General features: G+C 62.9%; 18 protein-coding genes. 2 read left to right on the forward strand and 16 right to left on the reverse strand.

Annotated features, from left to right (window positions below):
• Nucleotides 1-1236 (forward strand): Tm-1-like ATP-binding domain-containing protein, encoded by a 1236-nt coding sequence (locus ACX3M4_RS24495; protein WP_459355585.1) that lies wholly within the window; start codon nucleotides 1-3, stop codon nucleotides 1234-1236.
• A 10-nt stretch (nucleotides 1237-1246) separates the two neighbouring features.
• On the opposite strand, the gene ACX3M4_RS24500 is transcribed toward ACX3M4_RS24495, so the two are convergent.
• The 12 genes from ACX3M4_RS24500 to ACX3M4_RS24555 all read right to left on the reverse strand — a co-directional run bounded on the left by ACX3M4_RS24500 (nucleotide 1247) and on the right by ACX3M4_RS24555 (nucleotide 13788).
• On the reverse strand, nucleotides 1247-1834 hold the full coding sequence (locus tag ACX3M4_RS24500; protein ID WP_459355586.1) for an HAD family hydrolase: 588 nt from the start codon (nucleotides 1832-1834) through the stop codon (nucleotides 1247-1249).
• Between the two features lies 1 nt (nucleotide 1835).
• Nucleotides 1836-3101, reverse strand: coding sequence for a glycerate kinase type-2 family protein (locus tag ACX3M4_RS24505; RefSeq protein WP_459355587.1), 1266 nt, complete (start codon nucleotides 3099-3101; stop codon nucleotides 1836-1838).
• On the reverse strand, nucleotides 3101-4111 hold the full coding sequence (locus ACX3M4_RS24510; RefSeq protein ID WP_459355588.1) for a LacI family DNA-binding transcriptional regulator: 1011 nt from the start codon (nucleotides 4109-4111) through the stop codon (nucleotides 3101-3103). The genes ACX3M4_RS24505 and ACX3M4_RS24510 overlap by 1 nt, the downstream gene beginning before the upstream one ends.
• A 6-nt stretch (nucleotides 4112-4117) precedes the next feature.
• Nucleotides 4118-5281: a dihydrodipicolinate synthase family protein gene (locus ACX3M4_RS24515; RefSeq protein ID WP_459355589.1), complete on the reverse strand. Its 1164-nt coding sequence runs from the start codon at nucleotides 5279-5281 to the stop codon at nucleotides 4118-4120.
• A 28-nt stretch (nucleotides 5282-5309) separates the two neighbouring features.
• Entirely contained in the window at nucleotides 5310-5624 is a 315-nt protein-coding gene (locus ACX3M4_RS24520) for a Dabb family protein (RefSeq protein ID WP_459355590.1), read from the reverse strand.
• A complete protein-coding gene (locus ACX3M4_RS24525; RefSeq protein WP_459355591.1) occupies nucleotides 5621-7213 on the reverse strand; it encodes a GMC family oxidoreductase in 1593 nt (530 codons plus the stop codon). The genes ACX3M4_RS24520 and ACX3M4_RS24525 overlap by 4 nt, the downstream gene beginning before the upstream one ends.
• A 25-nt stretch (nucleotides 7214-7238) precedes the next feature.
• Nucleotides 7239-7997 carry a 3-ketoacyl-ACP reductase gene (locus tag ACX3M4_RS24530; protein ID WP_459355592.1) on the reverse strand — a complete coding sequence of 253 codons (759 nt, stop codon included), beginning with the start codon at nucleotides 7995-7997 and terminating at the stop codon, nucleotides 7239-7241.
• Nucleotides 7994-9478 (reverse strand): GMC oxidoreductase, encoded by a 1485-nt coding sequence (locus tag ACX3M4_RS24535; RefSeq protein ID WP_459355593.1) that lies wholly within the window; start codon nucleotides 9476-9478, stop codon nucleotides 7994-7996. The genes ACX3M4_RS24530 and ACX3M4_RS24535 overlap by 4 nt, the downstream gene beginning before the upstream one ends.
• A gap of 3 nt (nucleotides 9479-9481) precedes the next feature.
• A complete protein-coding gene (locus ACX3M4_RS24540) occupies nucleotides 9482-10591 on the reverse strand; it encodes an ABC transporter ATP-binding protein (protein ID WP_459355594.1) in 1110 nt (369 codons plus the stop codon).
• 4 nt (nucleotides 10592-10595) lie between these two features.
• Complete coding sequence (locus ACX3M4_RS24545; protein ID WP_459359499.1) at nucleotides 10596-11459, reverse strand: carbohydrate ABC transporter permease; 864 nt, start codon at nucleotides 11457-11459, stop codon at nucleotides 10596-10598.
• Between the two features lie 8 nt (nucleotides 11460-11467).
• Entirely contained in the window at nucleotides 11468-12373 is a 906-nt protein-coding gene (locus ACX3M4_RS24550) for a carbohydrate ABC transporter permease (RefSeq protein ID WP_459355595.1), read from the reverse strand.
• A 164-nt stretch (nucleotides 12374-12537) separates the two neighbouring features.
• Nucleotides 12538-13788, reverse strand: a complete 1251-nt coding sequence (locus tag ACX3M4_RS24555; RefSeq protein ID WP_459359500.1) for an ABC transporter substrate-binding protein — start codon at nucleotides 13786-13788, stop codon at nucleotides 12538-12540.
• Between the two features lie 268 nt (nucleotides 13789-14056).
• Here ACX3M4_RS24555 and ACX3M4_RS24560 point away from each other — a divergent pair, with 268 nt between their 5' ends.
• On the forward strand, nucleotides 14057-15106 hold the full coding sequence (locus ACX3M4_RS24560; RefSeq protein ID WP_459355596.1) for a substrate-binding domain-containing protein: 1050 nt from the start codon (nucleotides 14057-14059) through the stop codon (nucleotides 15104-15106).
• 8 nt (nucleotides 15107-15114) lie between these two features.
• Here the strand turns inward: ACX3M4_RS24560 and ACX3M4_RS24565 are convergent, their stop codons facing one another.
• The 4 genes from ACX3M4_RS24565 to ACX3M4_RS24580 are packed head-to-tail and all read right to left on the reverse strand — an operon-like array spanning nucleotide 15115 to nucleotide 19981.
• Nucleotides 15115-16635: an aldehyde dehydrogenase family protein gene (locus ACX3M4_RS24565; RefSeq protein ID WP_459355597.1), complete on the reverse strand. Its 1521-nt coding sequence runs from the start codon at nucleotides 16633-16635 to the stop codon at nucleotides 15115-15117.
• A complete protein-coding gene (locus ACX3M4_RS24570) occupies nucleotides 16632-17405 on the reverse strand; it encodes an enoyl-CoA hydratase/isomerase family protein (RefSeq protein WP_459355598.1) in 774 nt (257 codons plus the stop codon). Before ACX3M4_RS24570 ends, ACX3M4_RS24565 begins: the two co-directional genes overlap by 4 nt.
• Entirely contained in the window at nucleotides 17402-18976 is a 1575-nt protein-coding gene (locus ACX3M4_RS24575) for an acyl CoA:acetate/3-ketoacid CoA transferase (RefSeq protein ID WP_459355599.1), read from the reverse strand. Before ACX3M4_RS24575 ends, ACX3M4_RS24570 begins: the two co-directional genes overlap by 4 nt.
• Before the next feature lie 3 nt (nucleotides 18977-18979).
• Nucleotides 18980-19981 (reverse strand): Gfo/Idh/MocA family protein, encoded by a 1002-nt coding sequence (locus tag ACX3M4_RS24580; RefSeq protein WP_459355600.1) that lies wholly within the window; start codon nucleotides 19979-19981, stop codon nucleotides 18980-18982.
• Nucleotides 19982-20215: the final 234 nt, after the last annotated feature.

The raw sequence follows: 20215 nt of genomic DNA on the forward strand, positions 1-20215 counted from the left end.
ATGACCAAGACCATCCTCTCCATCGGCACCTACGACACCAAGAATGCGGAGCTTGAATTCATCGAGAAGACCATCCGCGACCAGGGCGGCGAGGTGCTGACGATGGATGTCAGCGTGCTCGGCGATCCGGTGAAGCCGACCGGTATCTCCAAGCATGACGTTGCCCGTGCGGGCGGCATGAGCATCGAGGAGGTGATTGCGCAGGGGGACGAGAACAAGGCCTTTCAGGTGATGGCGCGCGGGGCGGCCAGGCTGGTCGCGGAAGGCTACGCGCAGGGCCGTTTCGACGGAATGATCGCGCTTGGCGGCACCATGGGAACGGATCTGGCGCTCGACTGCGCCCAGGCGCTACCGATGGGCGTGCCGAAATTCATCGTTTCCACCGTCAGCTTCTCACCGCTGATCCCGCCGGAGCGGCTGGCGCCCGACATCCAGATGATCCTCTGGGCGGGCGGGCTCTACGGGCTCAACGAGATTTGCAAGTCGTCGCTCGCGCAAGCCGCGGGCGCAGTTCTGGGTGCGGCAAAGGCGGCGCAGATGCCGGACCGCTCGAAACCGCTGGTCGGCATGACCTCGCTCGGCTCGAGCTGCCTTTCCTACATGAAGCTTCTGAAACCAGCGCTGGAACAGCGCGGTTATGAAGTTGCCGTGTTCCATTCCACCGGCATGGGCGGCATGGCCTTCGAGAGCTTGGCACGGGAAGGGGCCTTCTGCTGCGTCATGGACTTCTGCCTGCAGGAATTCGGCAATCTGCTCGCCGGCTCCCTCGTCAGCAGCGGCCCGGACCGGCTGACGAACGCGGGCCGCAACGGTACGCCGCAGATCGTGGCGCCTGGTGCGCTGGACCTTGTTGACTTCGCCGGCTGGCAGGAGATCCCGCCGCAATATGCCGATCGGCCTTTCCATGAGCACAACCGCCTGATCAAGAGCAGCGTCTTCAATGCGGACGAGCGCCGGCAATGGGCTGGAGAACTTGTGAACCGCCTGGAAGCGGCAACGGGCCCGGCCCACTTCCTGCTGCCGCTCGGCGGGATCGAAGCCTGGGACAGGGAAGGCGAGGAAGCGCACGATCCGGAAGGTCTGGCCGCCTTCATTGACGAGATCCGCAAGGTCGCGCCCGGCCGCATCCAGATGAGCGAGATTGACGCCCATATCAACGAACAGGCGTTTGCGGATGCAGCTCTCCAGGTCTTCGACGGCTGGGTTGACGCCGGGATTGTGCCGGCGGCGTCATAAGAGACCGCAATCACTCCGGTTTGTTGACGTCGACCGCTTTCATGCCGGCATTTGCAGCAGCTTCAAGCCCTTGGGGACTGTCTTCGAACACCAGGCAGCTCTCGGGGTCAACCTCGAGGCGGTTTGCCGCTTCGAGAAACAAATCCGGTGCCGGTTTCGGACGGGCGACATCGTCGATGGTGACCACTGTGTCGAAAAGGGGCAAGAGGCTGGTCTGCTTCAGGGAAGCCAGAACCACCTCCCTGGGACCGCCCGAGGCGACCGCCATTGGCAGACGGCCCTGGAAGCGCCGGGCAATGGCGCTGATCCGTTCAATCTCGCTGACCTCATGCATGCGCTTCAGCACAGCCGAGCGCATTTCGAGGACGGCCCGTGCCCGATCCAGCGTCACGCCGTGTTCGGCCTCGTAGTCGTCCAGAAGCACGTCTTCGGACATGCCGGCACGCTCGTGATACCAGGCGGGGTCCATGCTGTGGCCGACTGCGCCGAAGGCGTCCCGCCAGGCACCGGCATAAAGGGTCGGCGTTTCGACCAGCGTGCCGTCGCAATCGAAAATCAGGGCCTTGGCCGCCGTCAGCAGAGCGTCGAGGGACTGCATGTCAGAGGCCTTCAACGAGGATTGCGCGGAAGTCGTTCACATTGGTGAGGGTCGGGCCCGGAACGACCTGGTCGTCCAGCTTTTCAAAGAAGCTGTGGCTGTCGTTGTCGGCAAGGCTTGCCGCCGGATCTATGCCCCGGGTCTTCGCCTTGGCAAGCGTGTCGGGGGCAACGAGGGCTCCGGCAACATCCGCGGCGCCGTCGACGCCGTCGGTGTCGCAGGCAACAGCGTGAATGCCGGGCTGGGCTTTCAGCGCGACGGCGAGCGACAGCGCATATTCCGCGTTCGGGCCGCCGCAGCCCTTGCCGCGCCGGGTCACGGTGCATTCACCGCCCGAAAGCAGCAGCAACGGCTTGTCGCCGGGTTTCATGGCCTTTTGGCGGGCAAGCGCCAGCGCGGCATGGTCTGCGGCGACATCGCGGGCTTCGCCCTCGATGGCATCGCCGAGGATTTCAACTTGAATGCCGTCCGCTTCGGCGAGCTTTGCCGCGGCTTCCAGCGACAACGACGGGGCGGCAACGATCATGTTTTCGACACGGGAGAGTTTTTCCGCACCCGGTGCCAGGACGCCTGTTGCCTCTTTCAGGACAGCCAGAACCGAATGCGGGACGTCCATGTTGTACTGCTCGATCACGGCAAGGGCATCGGCCGGCGTCGTCTCGTCGCCGACCGTCGGGCCGGAAGCGATGAAGGCCGGGTCGTCGCCGGCAACATCCGAGATGATGAGGGCGGTCATGCGCGCCGGATAGGCGGCGGCGGCCAGCTGGCCACCCTTCACCCGGCTGACATGCTTGCGCACGGTATTCATGTCGGTGATCGGTGCACCGGAGGAAAGCAGCGCTTCGTTGAGGGCCTGCAGATCGGTCAGCGTTATGTCACCTGCGGGAGCTTCCAGTAGCGCCGAGGCGCCGCCTGAAATCAGGGCGATGACGTGGTCGGCTTCGTTCAGCGTTTGCAGCAGGTCAAGGAGGCGGCGTGTGGCGTCGAGGCCGTTCTGGTCCGGAACCGGATGGGCGGCTTCAATGATTTCAATGCCTTCGCAGGGACGGGCATAGCCATAGCGGGTGATCACCAGGCCCTCGATCGGACCCCAGGCGCTTTCGACCGCCTCCGCCATGCGGGCGGAGGCCTTGCCGGCACCGATCACGATGGTTCGCCCAGGCGATTTTTCCGGCAGGAAGGCAGGCACGCACTTCATCGGGTCCGCCGCCGCGACGGCGGCATCGAACAGACGGCGGAGCTGTGCCTTGCGGGATGTGTTCTGCATCAATCGATCCCCAGGGTCGATTGCCGCGGAACCAGCTCGACCGGATAATGGTGTGTGTCGGGTGGACGGGTGCCGTCGACGATCCACGCCAGCATCGCCTCGGCGGCGTTGCGGCCGAAACGGGCCGTATCACAGCGAACCGAACTCAGACGAGGATAGGCGAGCGAGCATTCCTCGATATCGTCGAAACCGACAATCCTGAAGTCCCGTCCGACCTTGACCCCGAGTTCGGCAAAGCCGCTGAGCATGCCAAGGGCGACAAGATCCGAGAAGCAGATGGCCGCTTCCAGATCCTTGTGCTGCTCATGGATCTTCAGGGCGATGTCCCGGCCGAACTGGCGTGAGGGCCGGCCATGGAAAACGGTAGGTGCCAGGCCGTTCGCGGCCATCACCTTGCCGTAACCGGACATGCGTTCCAGGGTGATCGGCCGGTCGGCAAGTCCGCCGGCAAAGGCGATCCTGCGGCTGCCGGTTTCAAGCAGGTGCGCGGTCGCCGCTTCGCCGCCGAAGGCATAGTCGTGCGAGGCAAACGGAAAGAGGTCGGTGCGTTCATCGAGTTGCCGCAACACCTGCATGGTCGGGATGCCGGCCCGCTCGATGCGATCAAACGGATTGTCCGCACCGCCATAGGTGGGCGAGATGACGAAGGCGGAAACGCCGTGCTCGATCATGCTGTCGATCACCTGTGCCTGGATGTCCGGGTCTTCGTCCGTATTGGCGATCACCGTCGAATAGCCCTTGCTGGCAAAGGTCATCTGGGCACTGGCGGCAAATTCGGTGAAGAACGGGTTGCGCAGGTCGTTGATGATGAGGCCGATCAGACCGGAGGCGGCGCCGCGCAGGCCCGCCGCCGAGCGGTTATAGACATAGCCGAGGTCCTCGATGGCCTTTGCCACTTCGTCCCGGGTTGTCTGCTTGACCAACGTGGAATTCTGCAGCACCAGCGAGACGGTGGATTTCGAAACCCCCGCCTGCCTCGCGACATCCAGAATTGTCGGCCGTTTTCTCATTCCCGCCTAACCGATCCCGTGCAGCTTCAAGAGCAGCCCCATACGTTCTTCCGCCACCTCAGGCTTTGACAACAAACGGGAGCGATCCGCAAGGCGATAAACCTCGCAATAGTGAGTGATTTCACGCGAGGACTGGAAACCGCCCGGCATGATGAAGTGGCTTTGCGCGTCGTTCAGCCAGGCCAGGAAGGCGATCCCGGCCTTGTAGAAGCGGGTCGGGGCCTTGAAGATCTCGCGGCTGAGCGGCACGGTCGGCGCGAAGAGGGCATGGTATGTCTCCATGTCACCCTCCGCCAGGGCTTCCAGCGCCTGGCTTGCAACCGGGGCGATGGCAGCGAAAGCTCCAAGCAGCGCATGCGAATAATTCTTGCCGTCTCCGGCGATCAGATCCGCATAGTTGAAATCGTCGCCGGTATAGAGCCGGACCCCTTCGGGCAGGCGTGCACGGAAGGCTTCTTCATGGGCCTGGTCGAGCAGCGAGATCTTGATGCCGTCGACCTTGGCCTTGTGGCTCTCGATGATCGCGAGCACCGCGTCGGTCGCGGCTGCGACATCGGTGGAGCCCCAGTAGCCGGTCAGCTCCGGATCGAACATGTCGCCGAGCCAGTGCAGGATCACAGGTGCCTCGGCCTGCTCGATCAGCTTCGCGTAAACCTTGGCATACTCGTCCGGGCCGGCCTTGATTGCGGGAAGCGCGCGGGTCGCCATCAGGATCGCCTGGCCACCTGCCGCCTCGATGGTTTCCAACTGAACGGTGTAGGCCGCGACGATATCATCGACGGTCTTCAGGTCGGCGAGCGGCACGTGATCTGTTCCCGCACCGCAGGCGACACGCGGCTTCAAAGGATGGGCCTTCGCCTCCTTCATTGTGCGTTCGATCAGTTCCTTTGCCGTCAGCCAGTCGACGCCCATGCCGCGCTGCGCCGTGTCCATGGCTTCCGCCAGACCCAGGCCCTGGTCCCAGAGCCAGTGGCGGAACTTGAGCGTATTTTCCCAGTCGACCGCCGGCCTGCCGACCCAGGGGTCGCGCTCTCTGAGAGGGTCGGAGACGACGTGAGCGGCGGCAAAGGCGGTGCGGGTCAGGGGGACGCGCGGTGCGCGCGGAATGAGGGCTTCACCGGTGAGGCTGTAGGGTTCCAGCCGGTTGTCATAAGTGGGCAGGGTCAGCATGTCGGGCTCCAGCAAGAAGGTCCGGCGGTCACGCCGAAAAGGGGATATCCAGGACGAGGATGCCGTCGATGCCGCCTATGGCATTGGCAACCAGCTTGGCGCCGAGCGCCTTGTGGTCCGGATGGGTCTGGTAGGCTTCAAGCGCGTCCCAGTCGTCGAAGTCGACGGTGAAGCCGTGCATGTAGCCGCGTTCGATCTGCTCCGGGCTTTCGCTGCGGCCGGAGACGATCTCGCCGATTCCTGCGACCTGGTCGCGAACCGTCTTCAGCTCTGCAAAGATGCCGGCAATCAGCTCCTCGGAAGTCTCTGGCCTGAATTTGATGAGAACGATGTGGCGGATCATGAAAGAGCCCCTGGATCTTGGCGGATCATGTCGGCGGCCTTTTCGCCGATCATGATGGCTGCGGCATTGGTGTTGGAGGAAACGACCGTCGGCATGATCGAGGCATCGGCGACGCGAAGGCCTTCGATACCGTTGAACTTCAGGCGCGGATCGACGACAGCCTTGTCGTCGGCGCCCATGCGGCAGGTGCCGGCCGGGTGGTGCGAGGTCTTGGAGTGCTCGCAGATGAAGCGGAAATAATCCTCGTCCGTCTTGACGCCCGGCCCTGGCAGGCGTTCGGCCTTGATGAAAGGCTTGAGCGGGGATTGCGCCAGGATTTCCTGGGTCAGCTTCAGACCGCGGATCGACATTTCCCGGTCCCGCGGGTCCTGCAGGTAGTTCGGATCGATCAGCGGCGCGTCGGCCGGATTGGAACTCTGGAGGCGCACGCTGCCGCGAGATCGCGGGCGGAGGTAACAGGAATTCAGCGTCACGCCGCCGTCCGGCATCGCGGCGACGCCGGATTCAATGCCGGTGCCGAGGCCGAGATGGAATTGCAGGTCCGGCGAGCGGGCTTCGGGGTCCGCATACCAGAAGCCGCCCGTCTCGAAGAGGCTGGAGGAGACAGGCCCCTTTCGCGTCAGCAGGTATTGCAGCCCGGCCAGAACCGACAGATGCGGCTTGGCGAAGCGGTCGTAGGTATGGGGGCCGCTGACCTCGCAGATGCAGTAGAGATCGAGATGATCCTGCAGGTTGGCGCCGACTTGCGGCTGATCGAGGACGACGTCGATGCCGAGCCTCTTCAGGTCATCCGCCGGGCCGATGCCGGAGAGTTGCAGCAGCCGGGGCGAACCGATGGAGCCGGAGGAAAGGATGACTTCGGACCCGGCGGTCAGGCGCGTGCCGTCGATCATCTCCATGCCGGTCGCCCTGCCGTTTTCAACGAGGATCCGGCGCACCTGGGCGTTGGTTCTGACGGTAAGGTTCGGCCGGTTGCGGTTTGGGGCGAGAAAAGCCATGGCAGCCGAAGAACGGCGGGCGTTTCTCTGGGTCAGCTGGTAATAGGCGACCCCGTCCTGCTTTTCGCCGGTGATGTCCTCGTTCTTCGGAATGCCGAGGGCGCGTGCGGCTTCGAAATAGGCTTCGCAGATCGGTAGAGGGGCGCAGGGTTTGGAGACACCGAGCGGGCCGCCCTTGCCGTGATAGCGGTTGTCGTAGGTGTCGTTGTCCTCGGACTTGCGATAATAGGGCAACACGTCCTCATAACCCCAGCCTTCGCAACCCATCTGGCGCCATTCGTCATAGTCGAGGGCATTGCCGCGGGTATAGATCTGCGCATTGATGGCCGAGCCACCACCGATCACCTTGGCCTGGGTATAGCGGAAGACGCGGCCGTTCATATGCTTCTGCGGCACCGTGCTCCAGCCCCAGGAGCCGATGCCCTTGGTCATTTTCGCAAAGCCTGCGGGCAGATGATAGAACGGGTGCCAGTCGCGTCCGCCCGCCTCCAGCAGCAGCACGGAGACGTCCGGATTTTCGGTTAAACGCGCAGCAACAACCGAGCCGGCGCTGCCACCACCGATGATGATGTAGTCGTAGCCTTTATCCATTTGAATTCTCTCAGAACAATTCGTTCTAAAGCCGTGGGATTGACAGTCCGCCGTCCACCGCAATGGTCGTTCCGGTCGCAAAGGCCATCTGGCCGTCCGCGATCGGGACAATGATCGAGCCGATATCGGCTGGTTGGCCCCAGCGGGCCGCAGGTACCAGACCGCCTTCGATCCGGGCCGTGTATTTGTCCTTAACCCCGGCGGTCATGCCGGTCTCGATGATGCCGGGCCGGAGTTCGAAGACGCCGATGCCATGCGGCGCAAGACGCACGGCAAAGAGATCCGCCATCATTGCCGCGCCTGCCTTCGACAGGCAGTATTCCGCCCGCTCGATGGAGACCATTTCGGCGCTGACCGAGGTGATGAAGCTCATCGAGCGATAGACGTCCGAGTGCGTCGCCAGCATCCGCCGGGCGACTTCCTGGGCTAGGAAGAAAGCCCCGCGCAGATTGACGCCAAGGACGAAGTCGAAGTTGTCCGCCGTCAACTCCAGCATGTCGCCGCGAACTTTTGCCGGGACACCCGCGTTGGAGACGAAGGCAGTGACCGGACCGAGGTCCGCTTCGATCCGGTCGAGCAGGGCCTTGCACTCGCCGATCTCCAGGAGGTCATGCCGGAAATAGGCGGCCTTGCCGTCAAGGTCCTTCAAGGCATCGGCGACTTCCGGTGCGCTCGCGTCTTCCTGGGCGACAAGCGCAATCCGGTAGCCGGCGGCAACCAGTGCCCGCGAAATTCCCAACCCGATGCCGCGCTGGCCACCGGTGACAAGGGCAATCCTGCTCATGCGGCGAGGTCCCTCTTGATTGTGTCCGCCGTCCGCAGCGCGAGTGCCGCGACCGTCAGCGCCGGGTTGACCGCAGCTGACGTCGGCAGGGCACCGGCATCGGTGACGAAGAGGTTCGAATGATCCCAGGAGCGGCAGTCCGGGTTCACCACCGAGGTCGCCGGATCGTCGCCGAGGCGCACCGTGCCGCATTGATGGGAAGGCACGCGGCCGTCGAAGAGCCTTGAGAGCACCAGCGGGAAGCCGGCCTCGCGCAGGGTCGCCTTTGTCTTTTCGACAAGCTTTCGATGCGCGGTCATGTTGGAGCGCTGCCAGATCAACTGAATCGTACCGTCCTTCAGCACCACCCGGCTCTCGGGATCGGGCAGGTCTTCCGAAATGAGGTAGAGGTCGAGCGCGTGGCCGGAGATCCAGCGGGCCGCAAATTTCGGCAGCTGCGGCACCTGGATTTTCAGGATGTCCGGGGTGATGCGGCCGAGAAGCTGGACATTGCCGAGCGGCATGCCGTCCTCGCCGTCATCGAGGTACCAGTCGTTGAGGCCGAAGGTCTTCTGGTAGACGGAAGTGTTGCGAAAGCGCGGGTCGATGGCGATCATCGCGGTCGCATTGTGGTTCATGAAGCAGCGGCCGACATAGCCGGAGAGATTGGCAACGTCTGATTTGAGCAACAGTGCTGCCGACTGAACGGCTCCGGCACACAGCGCCACGACGCCCGGTGTCAGGCAGATCTCTTCGCCGTCCTTCCGGTAGATGACCTCGTCGATGCGGCCGGTCTTGTAGGCGGCCCGCAGCGCCGTCACTTCTGCGCCGGTGACCAGGGTCACGTTGTCATGGGCAAGGGCTGCCTTGAGCGGGCAGGTTTCCGCATCCATCTTGCCGCAGCGAAGATCCGGATAGCCATCCCAGCCGGTCTGTCCGGCATCGAGCCAGCGGTCGATATCGACGCCGAGCGGCAAGCTGAAGGGTTGGACCCCCGCATTTTCCAGCCGGTGGCGGGCAAGGCGGATTGCCTCCTCGTCCGGGATCGGCGGAAAGGGATAGGGCTGGCCATGAGGTGGCTCGGTCGGGTCGGAGGCGGCATCGCCGCGAACCTGGAACAGTTGCTCGGCGGCATCGTACCAGGGCGACAGCTCGTCATAGCCGAAAGGCCAGGCGGGCGAGACACCGTCATAATGCTGCAGCTCGCCGAAATCCTCTTCACGGTAGCGGATGAGGACGGCGCCATAGAGCTTCGAATTGCCGCCGACATTGTAGTAGTTGCCCGGCTCGAACGGCTCGCCGTCCGCATCGAGCCAGGTTTCCGGCGCGCGGAACGCGCTGTTGGTGTAGATGCGCCAGGGGTCCCGGGCGGGGGCGTCGTCCGGTATGGAGTAGCCCCGTTCCAGGATGGTGATCTTTGCTCCCGTTGGGGCAAGGCCTGCGGCAAGGGTGGCTCCACCCATGCCGCTGCCGATGATCACGATGTCCGGCGCATTGTTCATGGTTCAGGCGACCCGGTTCTCGGTCTTGGGATCGAAAGCGACCGCCTTTTCCATGTTGAACGCGAATGGGAAGACGTCGCCGGCCTTTACCGGAACATCGGCCCTGAAGCGTCCGGTAACGTCCTTGCCGCCGAGCTGGGTGACGACGAAGGTGTCGGAGCCGGCCGGTTCGGTGATTTCGACAGGCGCATCGACCAGATGGACAGCCTTGGAATTGCGGTCAGCCCCGTCGCTGTCGGTGATCGCTTCCGGACGGATGCCGAGGATGATGTCCCGGCCGATACTGGAGGCGAGCTTGTCGTTGGCGAAGGGGATTGCCGCTGTCTTGCCGTCCGCGAGCGCGACTTCGGCGGCCGGCTTGCCGTCAACGGAGGCGACCTTGGCCGGGAAGAGGTTCATGGACGGCGAGCCCATGAAGCCCGCCACGAACATGTTGGCCGGATTGTCGTAGATTTCCTTCGGCGTGCCGAGCTGCTGCACATAACCGCCGAACATCACCGCGATCCGGGTCGAGAGCGTCAGCGCCTCGATCTGGTCGTGGGTCACGTAGACGATGGTGGTGCCAAGCTTCTGGTGCAGCTTCTTGATTTCGGTCCGCATGTCGACGCGCAGCTTCGCGTCGAGGTTGGACAGCGGTTCGTCGAAGAGGAACACATCCGGCTCCCGCACCAGGGCGCGGCCCATGGCGACGCGCTGGCGCTGGCCGCCGGAAAGCTGGCCCGGCTTGCGGTCGAGCAGGTGGCTGATCTGCAGGAGATCGGACACCTGGGCGATGCGCTTCTCGCGCTCCGGCTTCGGAATGCCGTGCATTTCCATGCCGAAGGAGATGTTTCCGGCAACGGTCATGTTCGGATAGAGCGCATAGGACTGGAACACCATCGCGATGTTCCGGTCGGCCGGCTTGACGCCGATCATGCTCTTGCCCTTGATCGCGATCTCGCCGGTGGTCACTTCCTCCAGCCCGGCGATCATGTTGAGAAGGGTCGACTTGCCGCAGCCGGACGGGCCGACGAGAACCAGGAACTCGCCTTCCTCGATGGAGATGTCGGTCTCGTGAAGAACCTTCACCGCGCCGTAGGACTTGGTCGCCTGTTTGATGTCGAGAAAGCCCATTGTTCTATCCTTTGACCGAGCCTGCCATCAGACCACGCACGAAGTAGCGGCCCGCGACGATGTAGACGAGTAGGGTTGGAAGCGCGGCCATGATCGCGCCGGCGAAATGAACGTTGTATTCCTTCACCCCGGTGGAAGATTGCACGAGGTTGTTGAGGGCAACGGTCATCGGCTGGCTGTCGAAATCGGAGAAGGACGCGCCGAAGAGGAAGTCGTTCCAGATGTTGGTGAACTGCCAGATGATGCAGACCACGGCTATCGGGCCGGAGGACGGCAGCAGGATGCGCCAGAAGATCCGGAAGAAGCCGGCACCGTCGATCTGCGCCGCTCTCACGAGTTCCGTCGGGAAGGCCGCATAGTAGTTGCGGAAATAGAGCGTCGAGAATCCGATGCCGTAGACGAAGTGCACGAAGATCAGGCCCGGCACCGTGCCGGCGATCCCCATCAGGCCCAGCATCCGCGCCATCGGGATCAGCACCATCTGGAACGGGATGAAGCAGCCGAATAGCAGCAGCCCGAACAGGACCGTCGCCCCGCGGAAGGTCCATTTGGTGAGCACATAGCCATTGAGGGCGCCGACAAGGGTCGACAGGGCAACGGCGGGTACCACCATGATGATGGAGTTCAGGAAATAGGGACGCAGGCCAGTCGGCTCGACACCGATCTGGGCCGTCGACCAGGCGCTTTGCCACGGGGCCAGCGTCCAGATATCGGGCAGGGCCATCATGCCGCCTGCGGTAATTTCCGACAGCGGCTTCAGCGAGTTCACCACCATCACGTAGAGCGGCAGCAGGTAATAGACGCAGAAGAGCGCAAGCAGGAGATAGAGGATTACCCGCGCCGGGCGGAGGGAAGAGGATTTCGTCATCGCAGACATCACTTCTTCTCCCTCAGTTCCGACCAGAGATAGGGCACGATGATCGCTGCGATCGTCATCAGCATGATCACGGCCGAGGAGGCGCCGATGCCCATCTGGTTTCGGGTGAACGTATAGGAATACATGAAGGTCGCCGGGACCTCTGTCGCCGTGCCCGGTCCGCCGCCCGTCAGGGCAATCACCAGGTCGTAGGATTTGATCGCCATATGGGCGAGCACGACGAAGGCCGACATGAAGGCAGGCCGGAGCTGCGGGATCACGATGCGCCGGTAGAGGGCGAAGGTGGAAGCGCCGTCGATCTGGGCGGCCTTCATCATTTCGCTGTCGATGCCGCGCAGGCCCGCCAGGAACATGGCCATCACGAAGCCGGATGTCTGCCAGACCGCGGCGATCACGATCGTATAGATCGCCATGTCCCGGTCCTTGATCCAGTTGAAGGTGAAGGTCTCCCAGCCCCAGCCGCGCACGACGGCCTCGATGCCGATGCCGGGATCCAGGAACCATTTCCAGGCAACACCGGTCACGATGAAGCTGAGGGCCATCGGGTAGAGATAAATGGTGCGGATGAAGCCTTCGGCGCGGATCTTCTGGTCCAGAAGGATCGCCAGCAGCAGCCCCAGGATGCAGCAGATGGTGATGTAGAGAACGCCGAAAATCACCAGGTTCGAAACGGCGGTATCCCACGCGCGGATCTTGAAGAGGTTTTCATAGTTCTGCCAGCCGACCCAGCCGAAGCTGGGCAGAATGCGGCTGTCCGTGAACGACAGATAAAGCGTGAATGCGATGAAGCCGTACACGAAGACCGCCACGATGGCGACGGTCGGACTGAGTACGAGTTTGGGCAAAGCATCGCGCAGTCTGTCAACAACGGAACCGCGCGGGCTCGCCGTTTCAGAGATAGACATGTTGAGTTCCCCGACCTAGAGCGCGCTGCGTTTTCTTGTGAAACGCGCGATGGACGCTCTAACTCTATAGAATCGTTTGGCGTGTGGGAATTCTGTCGGTTGCGGTCGAATTCCCGACGATCCGGAGGAAGAGCGGCGGCGGGCCGCCGCTCTTCCGGTTGCCGTTACTTGTTGATCTGCACTGCGTTCACGAGTTCGGCGACGGCGGTTTCGCTGTCGTATTCCCCGTTGAAGTGTGCGGTGATCACGTCGTACATCGCGTTCTTCACGGCTGCCGGGTTGGCGTGGCCATGAGCCATGGAACCATAGAGGTTGCCACTTTCAGCCGCTTTCTTCAGGTCCGCCATGCCCTTCTTGCCGCAGGCGTCGAAGGCATCGTTCGGAACGTCGGTCCGGGCGGGAACGGAGCCCTTGACCACGTTGAAGGCGGACTGGAAGTTCGGCGACAGGATGGCGGTTGCGAGAGCCGCCTGTTCCTTGCCGACTTCCGTACCCTGCGCGAACATCGCGAACTGGTCGGCGTTGAAGGTCACCTGGTCCTGGGTGCCCGGGAAGCGGAAGCAGAGGAAGTCCGCATCCGGCTGCTTGCCGGCATTGAGGAATTCACCCTTGGCCCAGTCGCCCATCATCTGGAAGGCGGCGTCGCCGTTGATGACCATGGCGGTCGCCAGGTTCCAGTCGCGGCCGGAGAAGTTGTCATCCACATAGGAGCGGATCACGGTCATCCGGTCGAAGGCTTCCTTCATGGTGTCGGAGCCGAGGGTTTCCTCGTCCAGTTCGATAAAGGCCTTGTTGTAGAACTCGGGACCACCGGTCGACATCACGACGGCGTCGAAGATGGTCGCGTCCTGCCAGGCCTGACCGCCATGCGCGATCGCGGTCTTGCCGGAAGCCTTCACCTTTTCGAGGGCTGCGACGAATTCGTCCCAGTTCTGCGGCGGCTGGATGCCGAGTTCGTCAAGGACGGCCTTGTTCGCCCAGACCCAGTTGGTGGAGTGGACGTTCACGGGTGCTGCGACCCATTTGCCGTCATACTTGGAGAACTTCTGCAGGGCTTCCGGAACCACATCGTCCCAGCCTTCCATGCCGGCGAGAATGTTCAGGTCGGCGAGAGCGCCTTCCTTGGCCCAGTCGGTGATGTCGAAGCCGAGCATCTGCACGGCGGTGGGCGGGTTGCCTGAGGTGACGCGGGCGCGCAGCACGGTCATGGCCTGGGTGCCGCCGCCACCGGCAACCGGCATGTCCTGCCAGCCGATGCCCTGGCTTTCCAGGTCCTGTTTCAGAACGTTGAGGGCTGCTGCCTCACCGCCGGACGTCCACCAGTGCAGGACTTCAACGTCCGCGGCGGACGCAAGGCTCGTGCTCATTGCCAGGGCGGCAAGGCCCAGCTTCAGCGATTTCAAAGACATCGATATTCCTCCCATAAGGTGCCGATAGGCGTCTCGAGTGCCGGAGCCCGGCAGTCGAGTGTCACGCAACGCTTATTGTAACGTTGCAAACCCGAGTGGTGTCAATGATTTTCCTCGTCTCCGGAAAACGTTGAGTTTCGTTTGTTTTACATCCTATTAAACCCGGCGTTTCGGTTTTGCAGTGCAGCACATTATTCTGTTGTAACGTTTTAAATCGCCTGATTAGACTTGAGCCGGTATCTGGGCTACAACGCCTCGGCTGAAGTGGACGGGCATGACGCGAAAGATCGTTGAAAACACAGGCGAACGTACGGTCGAGAGGATGCCGCGTCCGACCCTGCGTACGGTTGCCCAGGAGGCCGGCTTCGCGGTGACGACGGTTTCGCGCGCGCTCGCCGGCGACCCGCGGATCGCCGAGGCGACCCGCAAGGCGGTCGCCGAAGTTGCCCGCCGGCTCGGTTACGTGCCCAATCGTGCCGCACAAAGACTGCGCACCGGCCGGACCAAGGTCATCAGTCTCCTGCTCAACACGCGCCACGAATTTCTGAGCTTCACGTCCGAGTTTCTCGGCGGAATGTCCGAGGGGCTCGTCGGCACCGGCTATGCCATCACGATCACCGCGGACCGGCTTGGCGAGGACAGGCTCGAAGCGATCCGCAACATCCGCCGTCACTCCCTTGCCGATGCCATCGTCTTCACCCGAACGGAGTGTTTCGATGATCGTGTCCGCTATCTGCTGGAACACGACTTTCCCTTCGCCACCCACGGACGCACGGATTTCACCACGCCGCATCCCTTCGTCGATTTCGACAACGAGGTCTTTGCGCGCAAGGCGGTCGAGCGGCTGGCGGCCAAGGGCCGGCGCCACATATGCATCGTCATGCCGAACGAGCGTTACACTTTCGGCCAGCATCTGCGCTTCGGGGCGCGGCAGGCGGCCGTGACGCACGGTGTGCAGGTGACAATCCCCGAGGGCATCGATCTCGACAGCGAGCCGGATGCCATCGCCTCGACATTGCGCGATTTCCATGCCGGCCCCAACGCTCCGGACGGATATGTCTGCGTCGGTGAGGTGATGGCCCTGGTCACGCTTGCCTGCCTCAACGACCTCGGTGTCACGCCGGGCGAGGAAGTCGATGTCGTCGCCAAGCGGGCGTCGCCGATCTCCAACCATTTCAGACCCCGGATCGAGACCATCGACGAGGACCTGCGCGCAACCGGACGGGCCATGGCACGTGTGCTGCTCTCCCGGATATCCGGTGCACCGATGGAGGACTTGCAGGTCCTCCTGAAGCCTGAAGGCGAGTTCGCGATTTCGGGCTGACTTGGTCATCACGCCACCCAGGGAGCCCGCGTTCTGCCGATGCGCATGGTCACCGTCTTGGCTTCCAGGTATTCCTCCAACCCGTATTTGCCGAGTTCCCGGCCCTGGCCGCTTTCCTTGACACCGCCGAAGGGAAGTTCGGCAAAGCCGTCCATCCAGGTATTGGTCCAGACGGTTCCGGCGCGGGCACGGCGGGCGAATTCCATGCACGTGTGGACGTTCTCGCTCCAGACACCTGCAGACAGGCCGTAATCCGCATCGTTGACGAGGGCGATCGCCTCGTCGAGCGTCCTGAAGGTCAGGACGGAAAGCACCGGCCCGAAGACTTCCTCACGGGCGATCGGCATGTCGCCGGTGACGCCTGCGACAATGGTGGGCTGATAGAACTGTCCGGTCAGGCCGGGAACCGGGAGGGAACCCCCGCCCAACCGGACAGTCGCTCCGGATGCCGCTGCTTCCTGAACATATTTGTCGATCTTGTTCTGATGTTCGGGAGTGATGATCGCGCCGACTTTGGTCGATGGGTCCAACGGATCGCCGAAGGGTACCTTGCGCGACAGCTCCACTGTCGCGTTCAGAAACTCCTCGGCGATGTCCTCGTGCACGATGATCCGGGATCCGGAATTGCAGCATTCGCCTGCGTTGAAATAGACGCCGAACACGACCGCATCGACGGCGCTTTCCATGTCCGCGTCCGGGAAGATGACCTGGGGGTTCTTGCCGCCAAGTTCCAGGGAAACTTTCTTGAGTGTCGGGGCGGCCGCCTTGACGATGGCCTTGCCGACGGCTGTCGAGCCGGTGAAGGTGACCATGTCGACACGCTTGTCCGTCGTCATGGCCGCGCCGACGGGATCGCCGTAGCCGAGCACGATGTTGACCACGCCGGCCGGAATGCCTGCCTCAAGGCAAAGCTCGCCCAAAATCACGGTGGTTGCGGGCGTCATTTCCGACGGCTTGATGACGGCGGTGCAGCCGGCCGCGAGCGCGAAGGGCAGTTTCTGCGTGACGATCAGGAACGGGAAATTCCACGGCGTGATGATCGAGACGACGCCGATCGGCTCCTTCAGGACAACGCCCAGCATGTCGGGGCCGAGGGAATTGTGGCTCTCGCCGTGCATGGTGCGCGCCAGCGAGGCGGCGAAACGCCAGATATCGGCGGCGCCTTCGATCTCGGCCAGGGCCTGGCTGATCGGTTTGCCGGATTCTAGCGTTTCCAGAAGGGCGATCCGCTCGCGTTCGCGATCGATCAGGTCGGCGACCTTCAAAAGCAGCGTTGCCCGGTCCTTGCCGCTGGTCTTCGGCCATGCGCCGGTGTCGAAAGCCTGGCGAGCGGCGGAAACCGCTGCATCCACGTCCGCAGTGCCACCCCTCGCGGCGATAGTGACGACGGAGCCATGGGAGGGCGAGACGCGCTCGAAGGTCGCCCCGTCGGCGCTCTGGCACCATGCACCACCGATCAGGTGACGGGCGTTGAAGGGCTCTGCCGGAAGCTTTGCCTTGCTGATGGAGACGACGTTTAGTTCACTCATGACTTCATTCCGGAATAATTCGGTTTGCGCTTTTCACGGAAGGCGGTGACGCCTTCGGTGCGGTCGTCCGTCGGGCTGATCATGCCGGAGCCGAGGGCCTCGATCATGGCACTGCGGTCTTCACCCACGGCCGCGTGGATCATGTATTTGGCAACTTCCGTGGCGCGCGGCGATTTGCCGGTGAGCTTTTCCGCGATCTCGAAGGCCGTCTCGACCGGGGTCTCGGAAATCTCCGCCGCGAAACCGCAGGCAAGCGCACGTTCGGCTGAGATCCTGCGGCCGAAAAGGGCCATTTCCTTCACCATCGGTTCGCCGAGAAGGCGGATCAGCCGCTGGGTGCCCGACCAGCCGGGCACGATGCCGACGGAGCTTTCGGGCAGGGCGAGGGTCGCCCGAGGTGCCATCACCCTGATGTCAGCTGTCGCCGCGAATTCCAGCCCGCCGCCAAAGGCATGTGCACCAAGAGCGGCAACGGTCGGCTTTGAAAGCCGGGCAAGCCGGTCGAACACCCGATGGCCTTCGCGGACCCAGTGGCGCGCGAAATCGAAGGGCAACAGTTCCGACCATTCCAGAATGTCGGCTCCGGCACAGAAGGCCTTGGCCTCTGCGGCCGTGATGACGACGGCACGGATATCCGAATCGCGTTCCAGTTCGTCGCAACAGGGCTCAACGGCCGTCAGCATTTCCAGCGTGAACGCGTTGAGCTTGGCCGGATTGTCCAGCTTCAGTTCGGCGACAGCGCCGTGGCGGATGAGATGGAGCGCGCTCACAGGCTCAGCTCCATCGGTCCCCTGGAAAGCAGCGCCTTCGGCATCTCGCTCAACGTGTTGGCAAGGCGGACGCGGCCCTTTGAGGCATCGACAATGTCACGCGCCGGATCGATGCCAGGCATGATCTCGGTGGCGATGAGGCCGGTCTCGGTCAGATGGATGACGCAGCGCTCGGTGATGTAAAGCACGTCCTGGCCAAGCTCGGTGGCGCGGCGTCCGGAGAAGGTAACGTGCTCGACATTGTCGACCATCTTGGTGAACTTGCCCGGCCGCTTCACCGTAAGCGCGTCTTCGGTCAGCTCAAGTTCCGCGCCGGCTTCGAAAAGACCGGAGAAGACGATCTTCCTGGCATTGGCGGTGATATCGACGAAACCGCCGCAGCCGGCCGTCAGATAAGGCTTCTTGCCGAGCTTGGAGACGTTGACGTTGCCTTCCAGATCGATCTCGAGGAAGGACAGAAACGACACGTCGAAGCCGCCGCCCTGGAAATAGGTGAATTGCTGCGGCGAGGGCATGTAGGCATCGGCGTTGGAGGCGCAACCGAAGGCAAAGCCCGTCAGCGGCATGCCGCCGGTGGCGCCCTGCTCGATCGCCCAGGTAACGGCCTGTTCCTGTCCTGCTTCCAGCAGCACGCGCGGCACCATGGCCGATATGCCGAAGCCGAGATTGGCGGTCTGTCCGGCTTTCAGTTCCATCGCGGCGCGGCGGGCGACGATCTTCTCGACGCCGTGTTCGGCCAGCGAGAAGCTGGACCAGGGTCGCATGATCTCGCCGGAGATGGCCGGGTCGTAGTTGGTTTCCGTCGTCTGGCGCTGGTCGGGGTCGACGACGATGAGGTCGACGAGGTGACCGGGTACGCGCACATCATGCGGACGGAGCGAACCGGAAGCGGTGACGCGTTTCACCTGGGCAATGACAAGGCCGCCGTGATTGCGCACGGCAATCGCCTGTTCCAACCCGCCGAGATAGGCACCTTCATGCTCATAGGTGAGGTTGCCGCGTTCATCGGCGGTGGTTGCGCGGATGATGGCGACGTCCGGGACGATATTCGGGAAATGCAGCCAGGTTTCGCCGGCAAGTTCCAGCCGCGAGACGATTGGTCTGGCAGCCGCCGCGTCGTTCATCGCGCAACCCTGGCGGATCGGATCGACGAAGGTGTCGAGGCCGACCTTGGTCATGACACCCGGCCGGCGGGCGGCGACGTCCCGGTGCATGTCGAACAGGATGCCGGAGGGCACGTTATAGGCCGCAACCCGGTTCTCAACCAACATCTGCCAGATGGCCGGCATCGGCAGATTGGAGGGGCCGGAGGGGTAGGAGCCCGCGATAATGGTCGAGAGCAGGCCATCCTTTGCGATGTGGTCGATGCCCTTGATGCCGTACATGTCGCCAGCGGCGATCGGGTGCAGCGTCGTCAGGTCTCTCGGGTGCCCATCACGATCGAACCTTGCGCCGATTGCCGCGAGGATCTTGTCCGGGCACCCGAGGCCGGAGGAAGAGGAAACGGTGACGATGGCGCCATCGGGAATGCGGGCGGCGGCATCTTCCATCGAAACGATCTTGGAGGTCATCGTTCAGAAGCCTCCATAGTTGACGGCGACGGCCTTGCCGGTCTGCGCGGCCTCGCGCACGGCAAGCGCCACGGCGAGCGACTTGATGCCGTCGACGCCGTCAGCGGAGGGGCTGCCCGTGCCTGCAACAGCCTTGTGGAAGAGGCCGAGGGAATATTCGTAGAGATTGTGGGTCTCGTAGGGCACCGTGCTTTCGCCATTCGAGGTGACGAGGCGGATCTCGCCGACCGGCTGCTGGGTCATGACGTTGCGGGCGAAGATCGAGCCTTCGGTACCGTGGAACTCGATACCGGTCCCGGCAAAGCGATGGGTGAAGCTCTCGTGGGACTGCACCATGGCACCGGACGGCATCGACCAGACGGACATCACACTGTCCTCGACGCCTTCGCCGAGGCCGGAAGTTCCTGACTTCGCGACCACCTCAAGCGGATCTTCCTGCAAGTGGAAGCGAATGGTGTCGGCATCGTGCACGGTGATGTCCGGAATGACGCCGCCGCCGGCAGAAGCATCGTTGATACGCCAGCCGCGCAGGGTATCCGGCAGATTGACGGCATGGAAGACGCGGGCGCTCAGAACCTTGCCGATGCGGCCGGAGGAAATCAGCTCGCGGATCGCCAGATGCGAGCCGGCATTGCGCAGGTGATGGTTGGTGGCAAAGACAACGTTCTTGTCCTTTGCAGCTCGAACCATCTCGCCGGCCTCGTTCAGCGACATCGCCAGCGGCTTTTCGCACAGCACATGTTTGCCGGCTGCAATGGCGGCGAGTGCCTGGGCGTGGTGCTTTTCATTGGTGGTGGAGATGTAGACTGCGTCGACGGCATCGTCCGCCAGAAGGGCGTCGAGATCGGTGAAGCTCTGCTCGATGCCGTTCTCTTTTGCGTAAGCCGCCCCACGTGCCGCATCGGAACTCAGGACGGACCGGATGCTGGCGCCGTCCTGTGCACGCATCGCATCGATCATGTAGCTCGACGCAATCCGGCTCGCACCGATCAGGGCCCAACGCATGCAATCCTCCCGAGAGATTTTCTTGAATTTTGGAACGTTCCAAAATCTTGTTTGCGACAATTACTGGAACGTTCCAAACGAGTCAAGGGAGGAATTTGTGAGAAAATGGATTTGGTGAGGTTTGGTTGTCCTCTGGCGTGCCAGCTACACCCCGGTCACCCCGGACAAGCGCAGCGCAGATCCGGGGCCCACTCTCAGAACCGCTTGTCGAATGGATCGAACAAGGTAATGCGA

Source organism: Roseibium sp. M-1 (assembly GCF_054515675.1).